Origin of the sequence: Pseudomonas sp. Yb2C2 (assembly GCF_052112325.1) — a bacterium.
In the GTDB taxonomy this organism is placed as follows: Bacteria; Pseudomonadota; Gammaproteobacteria; order Pseudomonadales; family Pseudomonadaceae; genus Aquipseudomonas; species Aquipseudomonas marginalis.
In genome coordinates this window covers 96,889-113,704 of record NZ_JAVAJK010000002.1, presented here as the reverse complement: position 1 = coordinate 113,704, position 16,816 = coordinate 96,889, and the positions used below count along the sequence as shown (strand labels likewise).

Genomic DNA, 16,816 nt, shown 5'->3' with positions numbered 1-16,816 from the left:
GGTATCAAATCGTCAGGCGCGTCAGCTCGACACCGGGTTCCTGGGGCACGCTCAACTGCTGCACGATCGCCGCCTGCAAGCGCAGGCACAGCTCCGGGTCGGACAGCGGCTGGTTATCGGCATCGGTAATAAAGAACACGTCCTCCACCCGCTCGCCGAGGGTCGCAATCTTGGCGTTCTGCAGTGACAAATCGAATTCCAGGAAAATGCCGCCGATCCGCGCCAGCAGGCCTGGCCGGTCCGGCGCGCTGAGTTCCAGTACGGTCACCGGGCGCTGTGCATCGTTGGAAATGGTCACCTGGGGCGCAAAGGCAAAGTGCTTGAGCTGACGCGGTACCCGGCGCTGGATGATCGTCGGGTAGTCGTCGGGGTTACGCAGGGCTTCGGTCAGGCCTTCGCGGATCTTTTTCACCCGCGCCGGGTTATCGCCGATGGACTCGCCTTCGGTGTCGAGCACGATATAGGTGTCGAGGGTGAACTGGCTGCTGGAGGTGATGACCCGGGCGTCATGGATATTCAGGTTGAGCTGGTCCATGGCCGCCACGGTCACGGCGAAGAAGTCGTGCTGGTCGGGTGCATAGATGAAGATCTGCGTGCCGCCTTCGAATTCGCGCTGGGTGGTTTCCTTGATCAACACCAGCGGGCCGCCATCGGCCGGCTGCTGCAGGATCGCGTCACTGTGCCAGGCGACATCGCCGGCGGTGTGGCGCAGGAAGTAATCGTCCCCCAATTGCGACCACAACTGCTCGACGTCGTCCGGGTCGTTGCCGCCGCGCACCAGGATGTCCAGGGCGGCGCTTTGGGTGCGGCGGATCTGCTCTTCGCGGTCCACCGGGTTTTCCAGGCCACGGCGCAGCGCGCGCTTGGTCTCGGTGTAGAGCTGGCGCAACAGGCTGGCGCGCCAGGAGTTCCACAGGGTCGGGTTGGTGGCGTTGATGTCGGAGACGGTCAGCACGTACAGGTAGTCGAGGCGGGTTTCATCGCCGACGATCCCGGCGAAGTCGTGGATCACCTGCGGGTCGGACAAGTCCTTGCGCTGGGCAGTGGTCGACATCACCAGGTGGTTCTGCACCAGCCACACGATCAGGCGGCTGTCCCACAGTGGCAACTGGTGGCGCTGGCAGAACGCCTCGGCATCCACCGCGCCGATTTCCGAGTGGTCGCCATGCCGGCCCTTGCCGATGTCGTGGTACAGGCCGGCGAGGTAGATCAACTCCGGCTTGGGCAGCTTGGCCATGAGCTTGCTGGCCAGCGGGAATTTCTCTGATACCTGGGTGTACTGCAACTTGCGCAAGTGCTTGATCAGGTTGAGGGTGTGGGCGTCCACGGTGTAGATGTGGAACAGGTCGTGCTGCATCTGCCCGACGATAAACCCGAACTCCGGCAGGTAACGCCCGAGGATGCCATAGCGGTTCATGCGCCGCAGGTTGCGATGGATGCCGATCTTGCACTTGAACAGCTCGATAAACAGGCTGGTGTTGCGAATGTCGTTGCGAAAGTCGTCGTCGATCAGGTGACGGTTTTCCCGCAGCAGGCGGATGGTGTCGGCGCGTACGCCCTTGATTTCCGGCTGCTGGGCCATCAGCACGAAGATTTCCAGCATGGCGAACGGAGTGCGGCGGAACACGTTGTCGTTGCGTGCCTCGATATAGCCGTCGTGCAGTTGGAAGCGCGAATTGATCGGCTGCGGCGGTGCTTCGTCTTCCGGAGCGAGGATCACTTCTTCGAAATGCTGGATGATCAGGTCGCTGAGCTGGGCAATGCTCATGACCACCCGGTAGTACTGCTGCATGAAGCTTTCGATGCTGGTCTTCGCGTCTTCGCCTTCAAACCCCAGCAAGGTGGCGATGGAGCGCTGGTGGTCGAACAGCAGGCGATCTTCGGAGCGCCCGGCGAGCATGTGCAGGGCGTAGCGCACTTTCCACAGGAATTCCTGGGACGACGCCAGCAGGGCATTTTCGCTCTCTACCAGGAAGCCTTCGCCGGCCAGGGCGCGCAGGTTCAGGGTGCCGTATTGGCGACGTGCGACCCACAGAATCGTCTGGATGTCGCGCAACCCGCCCGGCGAGCCTTTGACGTTGGGTTCGAGGTTGTATTCGGTGTCGTTGTACTTGTGGTGCCGGGCCTTCTGCTCGGCGCGCTTGGCCAGGAAGAAATCCTTGCTCGGCCACATGTGCGCGGTGCTGGTGACTTCGAGCATGCGCTGGCGCAGGCGCTCGGGGCCGGCGATGGTGCGGCTTTCCATCAGGTTGGTGATGACGGTCAGGTCGGCGCGGGCCTCTTCGGCGCACTCATCCACCGAGCGCACGCTCTGGCCGACTTCCAGGCCGATGTCCCACAGCAGTGTCAGAAAGCGCTCGATGGAGTCGCGAAAGATCTCATGGTCGGCGCTGTCCAGCAGGATCAGCAGGTCGATGTCGGAGTACGGGTGCAGCTCGCCACGACCGTAGCCGCCGACCGCCACCAGGGCAATATCGGCGTCTTCGCTCCAACTGAACTGTTCCCAGGCTTTTTGCAGGATGTTATCGACGAACCAGGCGCGGTCTTCGATCAGCCGGCGGATGTCCCGGCCGCTGCGAAAGCGCTCGTCGAGCACCTCGCGGGCCTGGCGGATCGCCTTTTTGAATGCGGCGATGGGGCTCGCTTTCAGTGCCAGCTCGGCCTGGAACTGGCCACGGTCGAAGAGTTCGGGATCCACCTGGGGCATTGATCGGCTTTCCTTTCTATCTATCAGTCAGTCACAACACAGTTTGGGAAAACCTTGGCAGCCCTTCACGCCGAAACGCGTGGGATCGTGTCGTCGGCGCGCAGGGTGAAGATCTCGTAGCCGGTCTCGGTGACCAGCAGGGTGTGTTCCCACTGGGCCGAGAGCTTGCGGTCCTTGGTGATGGCGGTCCAGCCGTCGCCCAGCACCTTGGTGTCGGCCTTGCCCTGGTTGATCATCGGCTCGATGGTAAAGGTCATGCCTGCCTTGAGCTCCATGCCGGTGCCGGCGCGGCCGTAGTGCAGGATCTGCGGTTCTTCGTGGAAGACCGTGCCGATACCGTGGCCGCAGAATTCGCGCACCACCGAGAAACCGTTCTTTTCGGCGTGCTTCTGGATCACTTCACCGATGTCGCCCAGGCGGCAGCCAGGCTTGACGATCTCGATGGCCTTGTACATGCATTCCTGGGTGACCTGGGACAGGCGCTCGGCCCACACCGGCACGGTGCCGACGTGGAACATGCGGCTGGTGTCGCCGAAGTAGCGGTCCTTGATCACGGTGACGTCGATGTTCAGGGTGTCGCCGTCCTTCAACGGCTTGTCGCCCGGAATCCCGTGGCAGACCACGTGATTGACCGAAGTACAGATCGACTTGGGGAAGCCCTTGTAGTTCAGCGGCGCAGGAATGGCGCCCTGCACATTGACTATATAGTCGTGGCAGATCTGGTTCAGGGTTTCCGTGGTAACGCCGGGCTTGACGTGCTCGGCGATCATTTCCAGCACGTCGGCAGCCAGTTTGCCGGCAATGCGCATGCCGGCGATGTCTTCGGCGGTTTTCAAACTAACGGTCATACAGGCTCTCTCTAGCGCGATGCGCTGAAATCAATACGGTTTACGGGCGTGCGACAAAAGGTTGCAGAGTTCGCACAAGCGCCAAAAAACGCGATTCTAACAGACGCGGGCGGCAAATCATGAGCCCCCGACGATCGCTTCTCTCTATCAAATGGGGTTATATCGGCTCTATTCAAAGGGTTGCGTACACGTCGCCCACGCCAAATGTGATTGCGTGTTTCGTTTTCGCCCTTCGTGTGGTATAAAATGCGCCGCTTTCCGGGGATACCCCGAAAAGCTTAAATCCACACACGTGTCGACACGATGACCTGGGTGCCGGAGGCCTTGATGCCGCTGGTTGGTCATTGGGATACGTGGAGGCCAAACCCGACTTATTAAGGAACTATCATGTCCCAAGTCAACATGCGCGATATGCTGAAGGCCGGTGTGCACTTCGGTCACCAGACCCGTTACTGGAACCCGAAAATGGGTAAGTACATTTTCGGCGCGCGTAACAAGATCCACATCATCAACCTTGAAAAAACCCTGCCAATGTTCAACGAAGCTCTGACTTTCGTAGAGCGCCTGGCCCAGGGCAAAAACAAGATCCTGTTCGTCGGCACCAAGCGTTCCGCTGGCAAGATCGTTGCTGAAGAAGCAGCACGTTGCGGTTCGCCGTACGTCGATCACCGCTGGTTGGGCGGCATGCTGACCAACTTCAAAACCATCCGTGCTTCCATCAAGCGTCTGCGTGACCTTGAAGTGCAGGCCGAAGACGGTACTTTCGCCAAGCTGACCAAGAAAGAAGCGCTGATGCGCACTCGTGACCTGGAAAAGCTCGATCGTTCCCTGGGTGGTATCAAGGACATGGGCGGTCTGCCTGACGCACTGTTCGTTATCGACGTTGATCACGAGCGCATCGCGATCACCGAAGCCAACAAGCTGGGCATTCCTGTTATCGGCGTAGTCGATACCAACAGCAGCCCGGAAGGCGTTGACTACATCATCCCAGGCAACGATGACGCCATCCGCGCCATCCAGCTGTACATGGGTTCGATGGCTGACGCTGTCATCCGTGGTCGCAACCACGTTGCTGGTGGCACCGAGCAGTTCGTTGAAGAAGCTCCGGTAGCCGCAGCTGAGTAATTGACGCCCTGGCGTTGACTCAGTAAGCAAAAAGGGGGCTTGGCCCCCTTTTTGCCACCTCGAAAACCATTTGTCAGCAGCGCAGCTACATCACCTGTAACGTGCAGCGGCTAACAAGGGTGGTTCGGGAAGAATTGATCCCCCGTTCGATCGGGTGGAATGGTTGAAAACCTATCCAAGAGGAATTTGAAAATGGCAGCAATTACTGCAGCGTTGGTTAAAGAACTGCGTGAGCGTACCGGCGAAGGCATGATGGATTGCAAGAAAGCCCTGGAAAAGGCTGACGGCGACATCGAAAAAGCCATTGATGACATGCGTGCTTCCGGCGCCATCAAGGCTGCCAAGAAAGCAGGCAACGTGGCTGCTGAAGGCGCTATCGCTCTGAAAGAAGACGGCAAATCTGCTGTTCTGCTGGAAGTGAACTCCCAGACCGACTTCCTGGCCCTGCAGGACGACTTCAAGGCATTCGTTGCTGCCAGCGTTGAAAAAGCGTTCGCCGACAAGCTGACTGACGTCGCTCCGCTGATCGCCGCTCAAGAAGCTGATCGTCTGGTACTGGTCGGCAAGGTTGGCGAAAACGTCAACATCCGTCGCCTGGTACGCGTTGAAGGTGATGTTGTCGGTGGTTACCTGCACGGCAACAAGATCGGCGTTGCAGTGGTCCTGAAGGGCGGCAACGTTGAGCTGGCCAAAGACATCGCTATGCACGTAGCGGCCAGCAACCCTGAGTTCCTGCTGCCTTCGGAAGTTTCTGCCGAAGCGATCGAGCGTGAAAAAGCTGTGTTCCTGCAGCTGAACGAAGAAAAAATCAAAGGCAAGCCAGAAAACATTGTTGAGAACATGGTCAAGGGCCGTATCAGCAAGTTCCTGGCCGAAGCAAGCCTGGTTGAGCAGGCGTTCGTCAAGAACCCTGAAGTCAAGGTTGGCGAACTGGCCAAGAAAGCCGGTGCTGAAATCGTTTCCTTCACTTACTTCAAGGTAGGCGAAGGCATCGAGAAGCCGGTCGACAACTTCGCTGAAGAAGTTGCTGCCCAGCTGGCTGCCGCCAAGCAATAAGACAGTTTTTAACTGTCGCCCGAAAGAGGCTGCCCGCTCACGCGCGCAGCCTCTTTTCAAATGGGCAGGCCGATTTAATTTGGCTTACCCTCGGAACTGGCTTACAAAGCCGTGTTCCGATGGCGCTGTGAGAGCGTCCAGCTAGAGTGAACGCAAGCCGTAAACGGCTCGCCAAGAATTTTTTAAAAATACGCCGCAGGAGAGATTCGCAATGGCTCAGCAGGGCAGTGGTTATCAGGCTCGCTATAAACGCATTCTACTCAAGCTTAGCGGCGAGGCCCTGATGGGCTCGGAAGAGTTCGGGATCGACCCCAAGGTACTCGACCGCATGGCGCTGGAAGTCGGCCAGTTGGTCGGCATCGGCGTACAGGTCGGCCTGGTGATCGGTGGCGGTAACCTGTTCCGCGGCGCAGCACTGAGTGCGGCCGGCATGGATCGGGTCACCGGCGACCACATGGGCATGCTGGCCACTGTGATGAACGCCCTGGCCATGCGTGACGCCCTGGAGCGTGCCAATATCTCGGCTATCGTGATGTCGGCTATTTCCATGGTGGGTGTGACCGATCACTATGATCGTCGCAAAGCCATGCGCCACCTGAACGCCAAAGAGGTGGTGATCTTCGCTGCCGGTACCGGCAACCCGTTCTTCACCACGGACTCGGCTGCTTGCCTGCGCGCCATCGAGATCGATGCCGACGTGGTGCTCAAGGCGACCAAGGTAGATGGCGTGTACACCGCAGACCCATTCAAAGACCCGCATGCCGAGAAGTTCGATCATCTGACCTACGATGAAGTGCTGGATCGCAAGCTGGGCGTGATGGACCTGACGGCTATTTGCCTGTGCCGCGACCACAAGATGCCGCTGCGCGTATTTAACATGAACAAGCCCGGTGCCCTGCTGAATATCGTACACGGCGGCGCGGAAGGGACTCTGATCGAGGAAGGCCAACAATGATCAACGAAATCAAGAAAGACGCCCAAGCGCGTATGCAGAAATCCCTGGAGTCTCTGAGCCACGCATTTGGCCAGATTCGTACCGGCAAGGCGCACCCGAGCATCCTGGGCAGCGTGATGGTGCCTTATTACGGCGCTGATACCCCGCTGAGCGGCGTGGCCAACGTTACCGTAAAGGATTCGCGCACCCTGCAGGTCGTGGCTTTCGAGCGCAACATGCTCGCTGCAGTCGACAAGGCCATCCAGAGCGCCGGCCTGAACCTCAACCCGACCAACCTGGGTGAGTTGCTGTTGATCTCCATGCCGGCCCTGACTGAAGAAACCCGCAAGGGCTTCACCAAGCAGGCCCGCAGCGCGGCTGAAGATGCGCGTGTTGCAGTGCGTAACATTCGTCGTGATGCCTTGGGCGAGCTGAAGAAGTTGGTCAAGGACAAGGAAATCAGCGAAGACGAAGAGCGTCGTGCCGTCGCCGATATCGACAAGCTGACCAAGGAAGCCGAGGCGAAGATCACCCAGGCAACCGAAGAAAAAGAAAAGGACCTGATGGCCGTATAAGGGGTCAGGACGCCTTCATGGAAAAGACCAAGCAGACTGTGCCCTCCGTGGTGCCGCGCCATGTCGCGATCATCATGGATGGGAATAATCGCTGGGCGAAGAAGCGTTTTATGCCGGGTGTTGCCGGGCATAAGGCGGGTGTCGATGCGGTACGGGCCGTGATCGAGGTGTGTGCCGAGGCCAAGGTCGAGGTATTGACCCTGTTCGCGTTCTCCAGTGAAAACTGGCAGCGGCCCGCCGAAGAAGTCAGTGCCTTGATGGATCTGTTCTTCAAGGCCCTGCGTCGTGAGGCCAAGCGCCTGAATGACAACAACATCAGCCTGCGCATCATCGGCGACCGCTCGCGCTTTCACCCGGAACTGCAGGCGGCCATGCGTGAAGCCGAGGCGATCACTGCCGGCACTGACCGCTTTGTGCTGCAAATCGCCGCCAATTACGGTGGCCAGTGGGACATTGCCCAGGCTGCGCAGCGACTGGCCCGCGAAGTGCAGGCCGGTCATCTGCGGCCGGACGACATCACGCCTGAACTGTTACAGACCTGCCTGGTGACCGGCGACCTGCCGTTGCCTGACTTGTGTATCCGTACCGGTGGTGAGCATCGCATCAGCAATTTCCTCTTATGGCAATTGGCCTATACCGAGCTGTACTTCTCCGACCTGTTCTGGCCGGACTTCAAACACGATGCCATGCGTACTGCGCTGGCCGATTTCGCTTCCCGTCAGCGTCGCTTCGGTAAAACGAGTGAGCAGATCGAAGCTGGAGCCCGGGTTTAAATGCTTAAACAACGAATCATCACAGCACTGATACTGTTGCCGATTGCCTTGTGCGGGTTTTTCCTGCTGGATGGCTCCGGCTTTGCGCTGTTTATCGGCCTGGTGGTCACCCTGGGTGCCTGGGAATGGGCGCGATTGGCAGGTTTCAATGCGCAGCTGCCGCGTGTGGCGTATGCCCTCGTGGTGGCGGTACTGCTGTTTCTGATGCATACCCTGTCGAGCATTATCGTGCCCTGGGTGTTGGGGGCAGCGGTGCTGTGGTGGGCGCTTGCGACCTACCTGGTGCTGACTTTTCCGCGCAGCAGTGGCCAGTGGTCCAGTGTCGCCAGCAAGCTGGTGATTGGCTTGTTGATTCTGTTGCCTGCCTGGCAAGGGCTGGTGGAGATCAAGAATTCGCCGATGGGTAACTGGCTGATCATGGCGGTGATGGTGCTGGTCTGGGGTGCAGACATCGGCGCCTACTTCTCTGGCCGGGCATTCGGCAAGCGCAAGCTGGCGCCGTCAGTCAGTCCGGGCAAGAGCTGGGAAGGCGTGTATGGCGGCCTGGCGTTGACGCTGGTGATCACGCTTGTGGTGGGTCTGGTGCGCGACTGGTCGGCGAAGGAAATCTTCCTGGCCCTGCTGGGCACGGCCATCGTCGTATTTATCTCGGTGGTCGGTGATCTCACCGAAAGCATGTTCAAGCGCCAGGCCGGGATCAAGGACAGCAGCAACCTGCTGCCGGGTCATGGCGGGGTGCTGGATCGTATCGATAGCCTTACCGCAGCCATCCCGATCTTTGCCGTGCTGTTGTGGATGACCGCTTCGTGAGCCGCCTGCAACAAGTGACCGTGCTGGGTGCAACCGGCTCGGTTGGGTTGAGCACCCTGGATGTGATCGCTCGTCATCCCGACCGCTATCAAGTGTTTGCCCTGACCGGGTTCACCCGTCTCAGCGAACTGCTGGCACTGTGCGTGCGCCACGTGCCGCGCTTTGCTGTCGTGCCCGGGCGTTCGGCTGCACGGGGCCTGCAGGATGATCTGCGGGCTGCCGGGCTGGCCACTCAGGTGCTGGTAGGGGAGGAGGGGTTGTGCCAGGTCTCGGCCGATGCCGAGGTGGATACGGTGGTGGCCGCTATCGTCGGTGCCGCCGGCTTGCGTCCGACCTTGGCTGCCGTGGATGCGGGCAAGAAGATCCTGCTGGCCAACAAAGAAGCGCTGGTGATGTCCGGCGCGCTCTTCATGCAGGCGGTGCGCAAGAGCGGCGCCGTATTGCTGCCCCTCGACAGTGAACACAATGCGATCTTCCAATGCATGCCCGGCGACTTTGCTCGCGGCCTGGGACAGGTGGGTGTGCGTCGGATTCTGCTGACCGCGTCGGGTGGTCCTTTCCGGCAAACTCCCTTGGGGGAGTTGGAGCAGGTGTCTCCGGACCAGGCGTGCGCTCATCCTAACTGGTCGATGGGGCGCAAGATCTCCGTGGACTCGGCAAGCATGATGAATAAAGGCCTGGAGTTGATCGAAGCCTGCTGGTTGTTCGATGCGCGACCGGATCAGGTCGAGGTGGTGATTCACCCGCAAAGTGTGATTCATTCACTGGTCGACTACGTGGATGGCTCGGTATTGGCCCAATTGGGCAATCCGGATATGCGCACCCCGATCGCCAATGCCCTGGCCTGGCCGGAGCGAATTGATTCCGGCGTGGCGCCACTGGATCTGTTTGCCATTGCCCGCTTGGACTTCGAGGCGCCGGACGAGCAACGTTTTCCGTGCCTGCGTCTGGCACGTGAGGCCGCGGAGGCGGGTAACAGCGCGCCGGCGATGCTCAATGCGGCGAATGAAGTGGCCGTGGCGGCGTTTCTCGAACGGCGCATCCGCTTTCCGCAGATCGCGAGTATCATCGAGGACGTCCTGAGTCTTGAGCCCGTGGTCGCGGTGAACGACCTCGGCGCGGTATTCGAGGCGGACACCAAGGCGCGCGCCTTGGCCGAGCAATGGTTGGACCGCAACGCGCGTTAGTCTTGTGGGCGCGATTGAGCCTTGGGGCACTGGATTGGAATGCGGAGAAATTAGATGAGTGCGCTTTACATGATTGTCGGCACCCTGGTTGCTCTGGGTGTGCTGGTTACCTTCCACGAATTCGGCCACTTCTGGGTGGCACGTCGTTGCGGCGTCAAGGTACTGCGCTTTTCCGTCGGCTTCGGCATGCCGCTGGTTCGCTGGCACGACCGGCACGGCACCGAGTTCGTGATCGCGGCCATCCCGTTGGGTGGCTATGTCAAGATGCTCGATGAGCGTGAAGGCGAAGTGCCGGCCGATCAGGTGGACCAATCCTTCAATCGCAAGACCGTTCGTCAGCGTATCGCCATTGTTGCGGCCGGTCCGATCGCCAACTTCCTCCTGGCGATGCTGTTTTTCTGGGTCCTGGCCATGCTCGGCAGCGAGCAGGTGCGTCCTGTCATCGGCGCGGTCGAGGCGGACAGTATCGCCGCCAAGGCAGGTCTGGTCGCAGGGCAGGAAATTGTTTCCATTGATGGTGAGCCGACGACGGGTTGGGGCGCGGTCAATTTGCAGCTGGTACGTCGTTTGGGTGAAAGCGGCACCGTCAACGTCGTGGTGCGTGAGCAGGATTCCAGTGCCGAGACCCCGCGCACGTTGGCCTTGGACCATTGGCTCAAGGGCGCTGACGAGCCTGATCCGATCAAGTCCCTGGGCATCCGTCCATGGCGTCCTGCGCTGCCGCCAGTGCTTGCCGAGCTGGATCCGAAGGGTCCGGCCCAGGCCGCGGGTCTGAAAACCGGCGATCGCTTGCTGGCCCTCGATGGCCAGGCGTTGGGTGAGTGGCAGCAGGTAGTCGACCTGGTGCGCGTACGCCCTGATACAAGGATTGTGCTGAAAATTGAGCGTGACGGTGCTCAAATTGACGTCCCCGTGACCCTGGCGGTACGTGGGGAAGCCAAGGCGGCCGGGGGTTACCTGGGTGCAGGCGTCAAGAGTCCGGAGTGGCCGCCCTCGATGGTGCGTGAGGTCAGTTTCGGGCCGCTGGCGGCCATTGGCGAGGGTGCAAAACGCACCTGGACCATGAGTGTGCTGACCCTCGAATCCCTCAAGAAAATGTTGTTCGGCGAGCTCTCGGTAAAAAACTTGAGTGGACCGATAACCATTGCTAAAGTGGCGGGCGCTTCTGCCCAGTCGGGTGTCGCGGATTTCCTGAATTTCCTGGCTTATCTGAGTATCAGCCTGGGTGTTCTGAATTTGCTGCCCATTCCAGTATTGGATGGGGGGCATCTGTTGTTTTATCTGGTCGAGTGGGTGCGTGGTCGCCCCTTGTCGGATCGGGTGCAGGGTTGGGGGATACAGATCGGTATCAGCTTGGTGGTCGGGGTGATGTTATTAGCCTTGGTCAACGATCTGGGTCGACTGTAACGCTTCGCTGAATTGCGAATCTGCCGCATTTTGCGGCAGTTTGTTTATTGCCAGTTGGAATAAGAAAGGACTTCATGAAACGTCTGCTGCTAACTGCGGTTCTCACCGTATTGATGATCGCCGAAGTTCACGCCGAGTCCTTCACCATCTCCGATATTCGCGTCAACGGCCTCCAGCGGGTTTCCGCGGGTAGTGTCTTTGGTGCCTTGCCGTTGAACGTCGGGGAACAGGCTGATGACCGTCGCCTGGTGGAATCCACTCGTGCGCTGTTCAAAACCGGGTTCTTTCAAGACATCCAACTGGGTCGCGAAGGTAACGTCCTGGTCATCACCGTCGTCGAGCGACCTTCCGTCGCCAGTATCGAGATCGAAGGCAACAAGGCGATCTCCACTGAAGACCTGATGAAAGGCTTGAAGCAATCCGGCCTGGCCGAGGGCGAGATCTTCCAGCGCGCCACCCTTGAAGGTGTGCGTAACGAACTGCAGCGCCAGTACGTTGCCCAGGGTCGCTACTCCGCGACCGTGGAAACGGAAGTCGTGCCGCAGCCTCGTAACCGTGTCGGCCTCAAGGTCAACATCAACGAAGGTACCGTGGCGGCCATTCAGCACATCAACGTGGTGGGCAACACCAAGTTCGCTGATGAAGACCTGATCGACCTGTTCGAGCTCAAGACCACCAACTGGTTGTCGTTCTTCAAGAACGATGACAAGTACGCCCGCGAAAAACTCTCCGGTGACCTGGAACGCCTGCGTTCCTACTACCTGGACCGTGGCTATATCAACATGGATATCGCTTCGACCCAGGTGTCCATCACCCCGGACAAGAAGCACGTCTACATTACTGTCAACGTCAACGAAGGCGAGAAGTACAAGGTTCGTGACGTGAAGCTCAGCGGCGACTTGAAAGTGCCTGAAGACCAGGTCAAGGCCCTGTTGCTGGTGCAGAAAGACCAGGTGTTCTCGCGCAAGCTGATGACCACCACGTCCGAACTGATCACCCGTCGCCTGGGTAACGAAGGCTATACCTTCGCCAACGTCAACGGCGTGCCTACCCCCCACGATGAAGACCACACCGTGGACATCACCTTTGTCGTCGACCCAGGCAAGCGTGCCTACGTGAACCGCATCAACTTCCGTGGCAACACCAAGTCCGCGGACGAAGTGCTGCGCCGCGAAATGCGCCAGATGGAAGGTGGCTGGGCATCGACTTACCTGATCGACCAGTCCAAGACCCGTCTTGAGCGCCTGGGCTTCTTCAAGGAAGTGAACGTCGAAACGCCAGCCGTACCGGGTGTGGATGACCAGGTTGACGTGAACTACGCCGTGGAAGAGCAAGCGTCGGGTTCGATCACCGCCAGTGTCGGTTTCGCACAGAGTGCCGGCCTGATCCTCGGTGGTTCCATCACCCAGAACAACTTCCTGGGTACCGGTAACAAGGTGTCCATCGGCCTGACCCGAAGCGAATACCAGAGCCGTTATAACTTCGGTTATGTCGACCCCTACTGGACCGCGGACGGTGTCAGCCTGGGCTACAACGCCTTCTATCGCACCACCGACTACAAAGACCTTGACGTCGACGTAGCCAGCTATGCAATCGACAGCCTGGGCGTAGGCGCCAACATCGGTTACCCGATCAGCGAGACCTCGCGCCTGACCTTCGGCCTGACTGCGCAACAGGATGAGATCAAGACCGGTGTGTACACCGTGGACGAGATCTTCGACTTCACTCGCAAGGAAGGCGACAAGTTCCTGAACTTCAAGGCGTCCGCCGGCTGGTCCGAGTCGACCCTGAACAAAGGCGTGCTTGCCACCCGTGGCCATTCCCAGAGCCTGACGCTGGAAGCAACGACGCCGGGCAGCGACCTGTCGTTCTTCAAGCTCGATTACCGTGGCCAGTTGTTCCAGCCGCTGAGCGATAACTACACCATGCGCCTGCACACCGAGCTGGGTTATGGCGACGGTTATGGTTCCACCAATGGGCTGCCGTTCTACGAGAACTACTACGCGGGTGGCTTCAACTCCGTGCGGGGCTTCAAGGACAGCACCCTGGGTCCACGTGGTACACCGAGCCGTGGCGTTGGTGTGACCGGTAACCAGGGCACCGTAGCTGACTCCGACAACGACCCGCTGCCATTCGGTGGTAACGTGTTGATCCAGGGTGGTGCGGAAATCCTGTTCCCGCTGCCGTTCGTCAAGGATCAGCGGTCCCTGCGTACTTCGGTCTTCTGGGATGTGGGTAACGTTTTCGACTCCAAGTGCGAACAGATCACCAACCCAAGCGGCGTGAAGTCACGGACTGAGTGCAACGACGTGAGCCTCAGCAACCTGGCGAGCTCGGTGGGTGTCGGTGTGACCTGGGTGACTGCGCTTGGCCCGTTGAGCTTTGCTCTGGCCATGCCGATCAAGAAACCGGATAACGCTGAAACCCAGATTTTCCAATTCTCCCTCGGCCAGACGTTCTAAGCGTCTGACCCAAGATAACGACAACGGATTCTGTAGGAGTACATCGTGCGTAAGTTGACTCAATTGGTTCTGCTGGCCACCGTGCTGGTAGCCACCCCGGCCTTCGCCGAAATGAAAATCGCCGTCCTGAACTATCAGATGGCCCTGCTGGAATCCGATGCGGCCAAGAAATACGCCGTGGATGCCGAGAAAAAATTCGGTCCGCAACTGACCAAGCTCAAGACGTTGGAAAGCAGCGCCAAGGGTATCCAGGACCGTCTGGTAGCGGGTGGCGACAAGATGCAGCAAGGCGAGCGCGAGCGTCTGGAGCTTGAGTTCAAGCAAAAGGCCCGTGACTACCAGTTCCAATCCAAGGAGCTGAACGAAGCCAAGGCTGTTGCCGACCGTGAAATGCTGAAACAGCTGAAGCCTAAACTCGACAGCGCCGTGGAAGAAGTCATCAAGAAAGGTGCCTTTGACCTGGTGTTCGAGCGTGGCGCAGTGATTGACGTCAAGCCTCAATACGACATCACCCGTCAGGTGATCGAGCGCATGAACCAGCTGAAGTAAGCCATGACCGCGACTATCAAGCTCGGCGAGTTGGCCGAGTTCCTGGGAGCCACCTTGCGTGGTTCCCCGGAGAAGGAAATTACTGGGCTAGCCACCTTGCAGGAGGCTGGCCCAGCTCAGTTGAGCTTCCTCGCAAACCCCCAATACCGTAAATACCTGGTCGACTGCCAGGCCGCAGCCGTGTTGCTGAAGGCCGCTGACGCCGAGAGTTATGCCGGGGATGCCCTGGTAGTGGCTGACCCCTACCTGTCGTACGCAAAGGCGTCGCATCTGTTCGACCCGAAGCCCAAGGCAGCAGGTGGTGTTCATCCGTCTGCGGTTATCGCCGATGATGCCCAGGTTGACCCTGCGGCCAGCATCGGTGCGTTTGCGGTGATCGAGAGCGGTGCACGCATCGCGGCCGGTGTAACGGTCGGTGCGCATTGCTTTATCGGCGCTCGCTGTGTAATCGGCGCCGACGGTTGGCTGGCACCTCGCGTGACCCTGTACCACGACGTGCGCATCGGTGAACGTGTGGTCATTCAGTCGGGTGCCGTGATCGGTGGTGAAGGCTTCGGTTTTGCCAACGCCAAGGGCGTCTGGCACAAGATTGCCCAGGTCGGCGGTGTATTGATCGGCGACGACGTGGAAATCGGTGTCAACACGGCTGTCGATCGCGGAGCCCTGGCCGATACCGTGATCGGTAACGGCGTGAAGCTCGACAACCAGATCCAGATCGCCCACAACGTGCAGATTGGCGATCACACCGCCATGGCCGCGTGTGTAGGCATTTCCGGCAGCACCCGGATCGGCAAGCATTGCATGCTCGCCGGTGGCGTAGGGCTGGTGGGGCATATCGATATTTGCGACAACGTTTTCATCACTGGCATGACCATGGTGACCCACTCGATTACCGAACCGGGGGCCTACTCATCTGGTACCGCCATGCAGCCCGCAGCTGAATGGCGCAAGAGCGCAGCACGTTTGAGGCAGCTCGACGACATGGCTCGACGTCTCAAACAGCTGGAAAAGCGTGTTGGGGACGTGACCCCTGGCGGTAATGCTTCATCAGAAGGCTGATACCATTTCCATATCAAGTGTGCACAGCCGCTAGACTGCCTCCTTGATTTGCTAGCGGGGCGTGCGTTTAGTCGCCCGCCCCCAATCTTTATTACAGGCTTCCCCCCGAAATGATGGACATCAACGAGATTCGCGAATACCTGCCTCACCGTTACCCGTTCCTGCTGGTGGACCGTGTAGTGGACCTCAATGTTGAGGAAAAGCGCATTCGTGCCTACAAGAATGTCAGCATCAACGAACCGTTCTTCAACGGTCACTTTCCCGCGCATCCCATCATGCCGGGCGTATTGATCATCGAAGCAATGGCCCAGGCTGCCGGTATCCTTGGTTTCAAAATGCTCGACCTCAAGCCTGCCGACGGCACGCTTTACTATTTCGTCGGCTCCGACAAGTTGCGCTTTCGCAACCCGGTTACCCCGGGTGACCAGTTGATCCTGGAAGCCAAGTTCATCAGCTGCAAGCGCCAGATCTGGAAGTTCGAATGCCAGGCCTCGGTAGATGGCAAGCCGGTTTGCTCTGCCGAGATCATCTGTGCGGAACGCAAACTATGAGTTTGATTGACCCTCGCGCAATCATCGATCCGTCGGCCGTACTGGCCGCCGACGTTGAGGTCGGCCCCTGGTCGATCATCGGCGCAGGTGTGGAAATCGGCGAGGGGACTGTCATCGGGCCGCACGTGATCCTCAAGGGTCCGACCCGCATTGGCAAACATAACCGCATCTACCAGTTTTCCTCGGTAGGCGAAGACACCCCGGACATGAAGTACAAGGGTGAAGAAACCCGCCTGGTAATCGGTGATCACAACATCATCCGTGAAGGCGTGACCATTCACCGTGGCACCGTGCAGGATCGTGCCGAGACCACGCTGGGTGATCACAACCTGGTCATGGCCTATGCCCATATCGGTCATGACAGCGTGATCGGCAACCACTGCATCCTGGTCAACAACACCGCGTTGGCTGGCCATGTACACGTTGACGATTGGGCGATCCTGTCCGGTTTTACCCTGGTGCATCAGTATTGCCATATCGGCGCCCACAGCTTTTCCGGCATGGGCACTGCCATCGGCAAGGACGTTCCGGCGTTCGTCACGGTGTTCGGCAACCCGGCCGAAGCCCGCAGCATGAACTTCGAAGGCATGCGCCGTCGTGGCTTCAGCGAAGAGGCGATCCACGCCCTGCGCCGCGCCTACAAGGTGGTCTACCGTCAGGGGCTGACGGTGGACCAGGCGTTGATCCAACTGGCCGAGCCGGCAGCGTTGTTTCCGGAAGTCGCGGTGTTCCGTGACTCGATCCAGGCGTCGACCCGCGGCATCACCCGCTGA

General features: G+C 59.3%; 15 protein-coding genes. 13 read left to right on the top strand and 2 right to left on the bottom strand.

Going from position 1 to position 16,816, the window contains the following annotated elements:
- Nucleotides 1-4: 4 nt before the first annotated feature.
- Entirely contained in the window at nt 5-2,707 is a 2,703-nt protein-coding gene (locus tag Q8X51_RS02685) for a [protein-PII] uridylyltransferase (protein ID WP_027604481.1), read from the bottom strand.
- Nucleotides 2,708-2,772: 65 nt separating this feature from the next.
- Nucleotides 2,773-3,555, bottom strand: coding sequence for a type I methionyl aminopeptidase (gene map, locus Q8X51_RS02680; RefSeq protein WP_012722594.1), 783 nt, complete (start codon nt 3,553-3,555; stop codon nt 2,773-2,775).
- A 387-nt stretch (nt 3,556-3,942) separates the two neighbouring features.
- Between map and rpsB the strand changes: the two genes are divergently transcribed.
- The 13 genes from rpsB to lpxA all read left to right on the top strand — a co-directional run bounded on the left by rpsB (nt 3,943) and on the right by lpxA (nt 16,816).
- A complete protein-coding gene (gene rpsB, locus Q8X51_RS02675) occupies nt 3,943-4,680 on the top strand; it encodes a 30S ribosomal protein S2 (protein WP_003219330.1) in 738 nt (245 codons plus the stop codon).
- A gap of 192 nt (nt 4,681-4,872) precedes the next feature.
- A complete protein-coding gene (gene tsf, locus Q8X51_RS02670) occupies nt 4,873-5,736 on the top strand; it encodes a translation elongation factor Ts (protein ID WP_065926460.1) in 864 nt (287 codons plus the stop codon).
- A 211-nt stretch (nt 5,737-5,947) separates the two neighbouring features.
- Nucleotides 5,948-6,691: a UMP kinase gene (pyrH, locus tag Q8X51_RS02665; protein ID WP_003172271.1), complete on the top strand. Its 744-nt coding sequence runs from the start codon at nt 5,948-5,950 to the stop codon at nt 6,689-6,691.
- The gene (gene frr / locus Q8X51_RS02660) at nt 6,688-7,245 is read left to right on the top strand and encodes a ribosome recycling factor (protein WP_065926459.1); all 558 of its coding nucleotides are present in this window, start codon (nt 6,688-6,690) and stop codon (nt 7,243-7,245) included. Before pyrH ends, frr begins: the two co-directional genes overlap by 4 nt.
- Before the next feature lie 17 nt (nt 7,246-7,262).
- On the top strand, nt 7,263-8,018 hold the full coding sequence (gene uppS / locus Q8X51_RS02655; RefSeq protein ID WP_027604478.1) for a polyprenyl diphosphate synthase: 756 nt from the start codon (nt 7,263-7,265) through the stop codon (nt 8,016-8,018).
- A complete protein-coding gene (locus tag Q8X51_RS02650) occupies nt 8,019-8,828 on the top strand; it encodes a phosphatidate cytidylyltransferase (RefSeq protein ID WP_065926458.1) in 810 nt (269 codons plus the stop codon).
- On the top strand, nt 8,825-10,015 hold the full coding sequence (gene ispC / locus Q8X51_RS02645) for a 1-deoxy-D-xylulose-5-phosphate reductoisomerase (protein WP_065948795.1): 1,191 nt from the start codon (nt 8,825-8,827) through the stop codon (nt 10,013-10,015). Before Q8X51_RS02650 ends, ispC begins: the two co-directional genes overlap by 4 nt.
- Before the next feature lie 54 nt (nt 10,016-10,069).
- Nucleotides 10,070-11,422: a sigma E protease regulator RseP gene (rseP, locus tag Q8X51_RS02640; protein WP_065926456.1), complete on the top strand. Its 1,353-nt coding sequence runs from the start codon at nt 10,070-10,072 to the stop codon at nt 11,420-11,422.
- Nucleotides 11,423-11,496: 74 nt separating this feature from the next.
- Entirely contained in the window at nt 11,497-13,884 is a 2,388-nt protein-coding gene (bamA, locus tag Q8X51_RS02635; protein WP_053137245.1) for an outer membrane protein assembly factor BamA, read from the top strand.
- A gap of 45 nt (nt 13,885-13,929) precedes the next feature.
- On the top strand, nt 13,930-14,433 hold the full coding sequence (locus Q8X51_RS02630; protein WP_003219314.1) for an OmpH family outer membrane protein: 504 nt from the start codon (nt 13,930-13,932) through the stop codon (nt 14,431-14,433).
- A 3-nt stretch (nt 14,434-14,436) separates the two neighbouring features.
- Nucleotides 14,437-15,492, top strand: a complete 1,056-nt coding sequence (gene lpxD / locus Q8X51_RS02625; RefSeq protein WP_065948794.1) for a UDP-3-O-(3-hydroxymyristoyl)glucosamine N-acyltransferase — start codon at nt 14,437-14,439, stop codon at nt 15,490-15,492.
- 110 nt (nt 15,493-15,602) lie between these two features.
- Entirely contained in the window at nt 15,603-16,043 is a 441-nt protein-coding gene (gene fabZ, locus Q8X51_RS02620; RefSeq protein ID WP_003172281.1) for a 3-hydroxyacyl-ACP dehydratase FabZ, read from the top strand.
- Nucleotides 16,040-16,816, top strand: coding sequence for an acyl-ACP--UDP-N-acetylglucosamine O-acyltransferase (gene lpxA / locus Q8X51_RS02615; RefSeq protein ID WP_027604472.1), 777 nt, complete (start codon nt 16,040-16,042; stop codon nt 16,814-16,816). The genes fabZ and lpxA overlap by 4 nt, the downstream gene beginning before the upstream one ends.